8 protein-coding genes are annotated in these 6000 nt (G+C 29.6%); 2 read left to right on the forward strand and 6 right to left on the reverse strand.

Annotated features, from left to right (window positions below; translation table 11 throughout):
- Positions 1–34 precede the first annotated feature (34 nt).
- A complete protein-coding gene (locus B3N22_RS06455) occupies positions 35–241 on the reverse strand; it encodes a hypothetical protein (RefSeq protein WP_286905598.1) in 207 nt (68 codons plus the stop codon).
- Positions 242–448: 207 nt separating this feature from the next.
- Here B3N22_RS06455 and B3N22_RS06460 point away from each other — a divergent pair, with 207 nt between their 5' ends.
- Positions 449–1366, forward strand: coding sequence for a hypothetical protein (locus B3N22_RS06460; RefSeq protein WP_286905600.1), 918 nt, complete (start codon positions 449–451; stop codon positions 1364–1366).
- 100 nt (positions 1367–1466) lie between these two features.
- On the opposite strand, the gene B3N22_RS06465 is transcribed toward B3N22_RS06460, so the two are convergent.
- The 5 genes from B3N22_RS06465 to B3N22_RS06485 form a co-directional block, all read right to left on the reverse strand.
- On the reverse strand, positions 1467–1775 hold the full coding sequence (locus tag B3N22_RS06465) for a 2-dehydropantoate 2-reductase N-terminal domain-containing protein (protein ID WP_349676613.1): 309 nt from the start codon (positions 1773–1775) through the stop codon (positions 1467–1469).
- A 78-nt stretch (positions 1776–1853) separates the two neighbouring features.
- Positions 1854–2891 carry a saccharopine dehydrogenase NADP-binding domain-containing protein gene (locus B3N22_RS06470; RefSeq protein WP_286905602.1) on the reverse strand — a complete coding sequence of 346 codons (1038 nt, stop codon included), beginning with the start codon at positions 2889–2891 and terminating at the stop codon, positions 1854–1856.
- A gap of 56 nt (positions 2892–2947) precedes the next feature.
- On the reverse strand, positions 2948–4384 hold the full coding sequence (locus B3N22_RS06475) for a methyltransferase domain-containing protein (RefSeq protein WP_286905604.1): 1437 nt from the start codon (positions 4382–4384) through the stop codon (positions 2948–2950).
- A 222-nt stretch (positions 4385–4606) separates the two neighbouring features.
- Positions 4607–4828, reverse strand: coding sequence for a DUF1659 domain-containing protein (locus tag B3N22_RS06480; RefSeq protein ID WP_286905606.1), 222 nt, complete (start codon positions 4826–4828; stop codon positions 4607–4609).
- A 104-nt stretch (positions 4829–4932) separates the two neighbouring features.
- The gene (locus tag B3N22_RS06485; protein ID WP_286905608.1) at positions 4933–5361 is read right to left on the reverse strand and encodes a hypothetical protein; all 429 of its coding nucleotides are present in this window, start codon (positions 5359–5361) and stop codon (positions 4933–4935) included.
- A gap of 371 nt (positions 5362–5732) precedes the next feature.
- On the opposite strand from B3N22_RS06485, the gene B3N22_RS06490 reads away from it, so the two are divergent.
- A complete protein-coding gene (locus B3N22_RS06490) occupies positions 5733–5960 on the forward strand; it encodes a DUF1659 domain-containing protein (protein ID WP_238902150.1) in 228 nt (75 codons plus the stop codon).
- Positions 5961–6000: the final 40 nt, after the last annotated feature.

Below are 6000 nucleotides of genomic sequence, written 5' to 3' on the forward strand. Positions count from 1 at the left end.
TTAAAAAAGCTAGAAATTAAATATTCTTTAATTTCTAGCTTTTATTATTAAGTTTGGATATTATCAAAAAAGTACAAGCTAATACTATTCCACTTAATATACATACGCATATTATTAACTGATATATATATGAGTTTTCAGCTGAAATACTAGGATCTAATGAAATTCCAAAAGACACCTTAAATGTAAAATAGTAAGTGATCATAAATATTATGATAGAATACAGTATATTTTTTTTCATAAAACCTCCTATAGTATCATTAAAAATAATTTTCCTACAAATTTTATATTCTATAATCATACTAATACAACTATATACAAATTTCAATTTTTTTTTAAATAAGTATATTTTACTAAAAAATTGTACAATTATTACTTTTTTAACGATATAATTATCCTAATACAATTGTATTCAAAATTACATAATAATTTAATCGGAGGGAAATTTATGAAAAAATTTGTAACAGTACTACTTGTCTCTATTTTGACACTTTTACCAATAAGTGTACAAGCAAGCACAATAAAACCTACTTCCCCTTTAGAAAATGAAGTTCTACAAAAAATTGGAAAACCTAAAATGACCAAAACTCAAATTAATGAATACACGCTTTATAAAGATTTAAACAAAGCATCGGATGAAGAGTTAATATCAGATGGATGGAGTAGCAATAAAATTGAAAGTTTTAAAAAATATAACTTTGTTGAAACTGTAAAAGAAAGATCTAAGCTATCTATAGACGAACTAAAGAATATGGGCTATTCAGATGATAAAATAAATCTTTTAAAGACAACTACTAATTGGACAGAAGACAAACTTATGGCTGTATCCTCAACTCTATATCTTCAAGGTGGTGCTGGTCTTGCATCAAATAATAACCGTAATTGGAATTTTTATTATGAATGGGGATGGGATTCAAATCCTGGATTTGTTGGATACGATATAGTTGCAGCAAGGTGGAGCGGTACAACTAACGGTACTGTTGCAAATGCTACACTAATTGATTCACGTGTTCAAATATACATGATGGATATAGATAATGGAAATCAAATGGTTTATTCTAATATTTTATCACTTGATAAAGTAGATATTAATGCAGGTTCGGCAAATTTCAGAGGATACTATGTAATGGCTGGCAAGAGATGTAATGCTCTAGCTGGTTATGCACAATTTACAGTAAGTAATACAAAACCTATGGAAGTTGTAACAATGTCCTTTAAATATGGTCATGCTACTAGCTCACTTACATTAAGTCCAAGTATTTCTTTAAGTGGTCCAAGCGTAGACTTTTCATTTTCAAAAGGTGTTAATGAATCAGGAAGAATTCTAGAAACTTATAATCCTGATGGAACAATATATCAAGGTTAACTTAAACTAATAATTATACCTTATAATTCCTTAAGCTGTTATAGTTTAAATTATAACAGCTTTTAATTTTTTATGAGCTATAAAATTATAAGTAAATCTCTCACACTCTTAGTATATTGTGTATTAGAGTATTTAAAAACTCTTCATTTCTAAATTCAAATAAATCCTTATCATTAATATCCGTATTACTTATATTGATTTGAGTTTTCCTAAATACATTCTTTCCTTCCTTGGTTAGCTTATTACCTTCTCTAACTGCATCCATTCCTTGAGCCACAGAATATAGAACCTTATCCTCACCATAAGCTTTCCTAATTAATCTTTCACCAGTTGTCCCATTTAATAAAGATAAAATTATTGTATTTTCCCTAATGTGATTTTTTATATCCTTTTTTGTGGCTAAATCAATGCACTAACCAACTTTTTATCTATCCAACTAATATAAATATTTTTACTCATGCCTCTATCAACTCAAGAATAAAACTATTTATTTAAATTTCAATGGTGATTGATCTTCTGTATAATCGAATGTCAGCTCAAATGTTTCATTATTAATAACTTCTTCAAGATTCATAATATTAGAAATTCCCAGTATACCTTTTTTAAAATCCATAGTCGCCATTCGTCTTGCTGCTTCTGCAGCAATTATCCCAGTGAATCTTCCCTCGTTATGTCCCCATGCACATATTCTCTTTTCATCAGCTTGAATGGATACTATAAAAATATCTGTCCCAAATTTAGGTTTTCTTAAAAACTCTTCAGCAAGCTTGTAAATCCTTTTATATTTTAGCAAGCCAAGCAATCCAATTTTTTTACTTCCATAAATAAGGGCTGTTATATTTGGCTGATCAAATCCCAAATATGTTATGAAGTTTTTATGCTTATACTTTTGGTTTAACATATGCTGATCAACAAAATTAAAATTATAGGTTCTTAAGCTATTTCCTTCAGTCATTATTGTATTTTTCAGTTGAAATGGTCTTATATATCCAAGGGTTTTATGGTGGTAACCTTTTAAGAAATTATCTAAAGTCCATTTGATAGCCGCATCTCCATGCCTTTCTCCCAAACCTAAAACAAGCTGAATGTCTATAGTTTCTGCCAAAGGATAACTACGAACAAATTCCTCTGCCATAAGATTTGTAAGTCCTGGAGCTAATCCAACGCCTAGTAAAATTCTGCTTAATCCTAAAAGCTTTAACCCCCTTATTTTCTCAATAAATTCCGAGTTTGCAGTTACATCCATATAATCAATTCCATGTCTATCACAATATTCAACCAACTTAGTATTTTCCTGATCCACACAAACAATAACCCATCCAATACCTTGCATTTTCTCAAAGTCAATGTTATGAATATTCATCTCACAAATTTCTGCTTCTATCTCTTGCTTTTCTAAAAATCTTTTTATCTTTTCTCCTCTTCGACCAGCCAAAACCAAATTATAGTTTTTAAGCTCTCTTGTAATATATTGACCTACTTTACCATGTCCCCCTATAATCATAATTTTATTCTTTGTATCCATTTGCACACCCCCTTTACTATAAAACTATTATAGGAACACCCTTGATAAGAAATCACTTATGAGTGATTTTGAATTAAACTTATTGCATGCTCTAAAAAACCTTTAATAGATTCCAATTTATCACTAGAGGTATTATCCAGAAAATCAAAGAGAGCTTTATCATATTTATCATGGTATTCCTCATGAGCATCATAAGCAATCTTCCCTTTTTCAGTCAAATAAATCAAATAGCGTTTTTTATCTTCTGGATCATCTTCTTTAGTAATCAGACCACGTTCACTTAACTTTTGTAAAGTCTTATGAACCACAGGTCTGGTTATGCCATATTTACGTGCAAGTTCAGCACTATGGATACCTGGATAATCCCCTATTGTTTTAATCATATGAATTTCTCCACGGTAAAATTTCATATCCTCACTTCCAAAATCAAGCACATTTGTTTTACCATTTGCAATTCTCTCTGTCAGCTCAATAAATGAATCAATAACCCCTCTAGCATCTACTGAAAAATCACTGCTACCCTTTTGATAAATAAGCCCTTCAAACATAGATACTTTTATCTTATCTGCTACAGTAAGACCAACTTTTTGGAGTGCATTTTCAATCTCCTCTTTACTAGGTGGCAAAGGAATCCCTTCCAAAAAACCTGATAACCAGCTCAACATATTAGTGGAAACATTACCTTTTTTATCTTCATAACTCCCTACAATAAAAAGATATCCCCCATCCTTTAAAGCATCAGATACTTTTTGCAAAAATATAGACATATCACCCTCTACAAAATTTAAGATACCTGAGGCAATAATAAAGTCATAAGGTCCTCCCAAAGGATCAGAATTAAAGTTTCCTGATACCACTTTGATATTTTCCTGAACTTTATGTTGTCTCACAATTTCCTTTGTGACTTCAGAAACAGCCTGTGTTTCTATAATCGTAGCTTTACTATTTGGAAACTGTTTAACAAACTCAATATCCAAAATTCCTGCTCCACCCCCAAGATCCAGAATGTTTAGAGAATCATTACTATTTGGGTATAACTTAATGATTTCATCAATAAACGCCTGTACTCTTCCAGTATACATTTCTGGAATACTTAAACGTGCAAGCTCTGAAAAATCGTAACCATTCCTACTAATAGTTTGAGCAGTCTTTACCTTTTCTTCAAGTTCAGCAAGAGATGTCATTTTCTCTCTAAATAATAGAGTATCACCTAAAAAAACTTGGCTATTTCTAGACAAGAAATCTTTTGTTTCTGGTGTATTTATATAAAAGTCTCCTTGTTTATTAACCAATCCACAGGAAATCAGTGATAAAAGCATGAATTCAATTTGATTTTTATCACATTTTATTGCCTTTGCAATATCTTCTGCGGTTTGTGGTGTATCTAGATAAGAAAAAATATTTAACCGTATTGCCGCAAAGAGTAACTGTCCCTCTTGGTAGTTGTGTATTATTTCATAATAACGCTTAGGACTATTTTCAATCTTATACATAAATAAAACATCTCCTTTGTCAGTGGATACCCTCTTTTAAATAGCATCAATTTATATTGTTAGTATGGCATATATCTTATTTGTTTGTCAAGGAAACTATGTTCTTAAAAAATTAGACTAATATTAGCGAAAATCATTTTATATAATAATCTTCACTTAATTAGTCCAATCATAATATTCGTTAATATAATTACAATTAAATATATCCTTACCTTTTCCTCTTTATAAATCTATAAGTGAATACTTCACTCCTTTAGATATATTGTATATTTCAGTATCTAAAAGTTCTCCAATTGCATGTCCAAGCTCAAATAACTCCTCATCAGTAATATCAGTGTTATTTACATTAATTTGAGTTTTCTTAAATATATCCTTTCCTTCCTTATTAAGTCCTGCTTTATACTCAATAACTAATACATTCTCAACTAAAATCGACTCTATCATATTATTTCTCCTTATTCCTTATATAATTTGTACTTATTAAAATCAAATACATATTATATATATGCATAGGAGCCTATTTTTGAACGACAAATATTGATCTTTTTTTATAAAGATTTATTCTTTTCTTTCAATAAAGCTCGAAAATAAGCTTCTCTTATAGCATTATCTACTATAGTATTCATGTGTATATCTATATTTTGATTCATTCCAATAAGTTTGTTTAACATTCCTACTGTAGATTTTCTTAATTGATAAGTTCTCCTAACATCATATCCTTCTCCATCAACTTCTGGGGTTTTACGTTTTCCCTTTCTTTTTATTAAGACTTTTTTCTCTTCCGATTTATTTATTAAATTTCTATCGTCAACAGTATTAGAAACTTTATTTTCATATGATGAACTTATAAGCACCTTAACTACTTCACCATCGATCTCTTCATCTTCTTTAATACCTATATATTCAGTGGTTTCTTCCTCTTGTTCTTTTGTGATATCCACTATTTCTTTTTCTGATAAATTTTCCTTTTTGACCATAATCATCACCTCTTAATAAAATAATATTCAATAAAAAGAAAATTTGAACACTTCTAATCAGCTTTTTAACTTTTTAAATGTTTAACTTTTTATTAAACATAATCTTAACAAGAATGACTTTAATGAGGCTTGAGAAGAAGCCTCTACAGTATTAAGGTGTTTAACTTTTTATTAAACATAATCTTAAAAAAAATGATTCTAATGAAGCTGTGGAACGCTTCTACAGAGAATATGTGCATAGTATTTTGATGAATCTAATGAAGCTTGATAAGAAACTCTTTTTTTCTCTCTTTTATGAATAAAACAATGTCATTTCATGTCTAATTTGAATATATTATCTCGTAATGCTTTTTTGAGAGGAGGTGATGAATTTGGCTATTCAAAAGATTTTAGATACCTCTAAAATTACCATTAAAGTTGAAAATGGCTTTAATGATGCAGGTAAGGCGATTTATAGAAACCTAGGTTTCTCCGGCTTAAGAGCTGATTGTAGTGTTGAAGATCTTTATACTCTTGCAGAGGCTATTAAGGGCATTTTAGCAAATAACACTGCTGAGTATTTATTAACCGAAATATCACAAATAGTTAATGTGGATTAACAATATTCAAAGCATTAAGCTGAAAGACCAACTATCAAAA

The organism is Clostridium sp. UBA1652, from assembly GCF_002320975.1.
Taxonomy (GTDB): Bacteria; Bacillota; Clostridia; order Clostridiales; family Clostridiaceae; genus Clostridium_T; species Clostridium_T intestinale.

Coding starts and splice junctions, on each gene's coding strand:
- B3N22_RS06455 (WP_286905598.1), bottom strand. CDS start 241: ATGAAAAAAAATATACTGTATTCTATCATAATATTTATGATCACTTAC.
- B3N22_RS06460 (WP_286905600.1), top strand. CDS start 449: ATGAAAAAATTTGTAACAGTACTACTTGTCTCTATTTTGACACTTTTA.
- B3N22_RS06470 (WP_286905602.1), bottom strand. CDS start 2,891: ATGGATACAAAGAATAAAATTATGATTATAGGGGGACATGGTAAAGTA.
- B3N22_RS06475 (WP_286905604.1), bottom strand. CDS start 4,384: ATGTATAAGATTGAAAATAGTCCTAAGCGTTATTATGAAATAATACAC.
- B3N22_RS06480 (WP_286905606.1), bottom strand. CDS start 4,828: ATGATAGAGTCGATTTTAGTTGAGAATGTATTAGTTATTGAGTATAAA.
- B3N22_RS06485 (WP_286905608.1), bottom strand. CDS start 5,361: ATGGTCAAAAAGGAAAATTTATCAGAAAAAGAAATAGTGGATATCACA.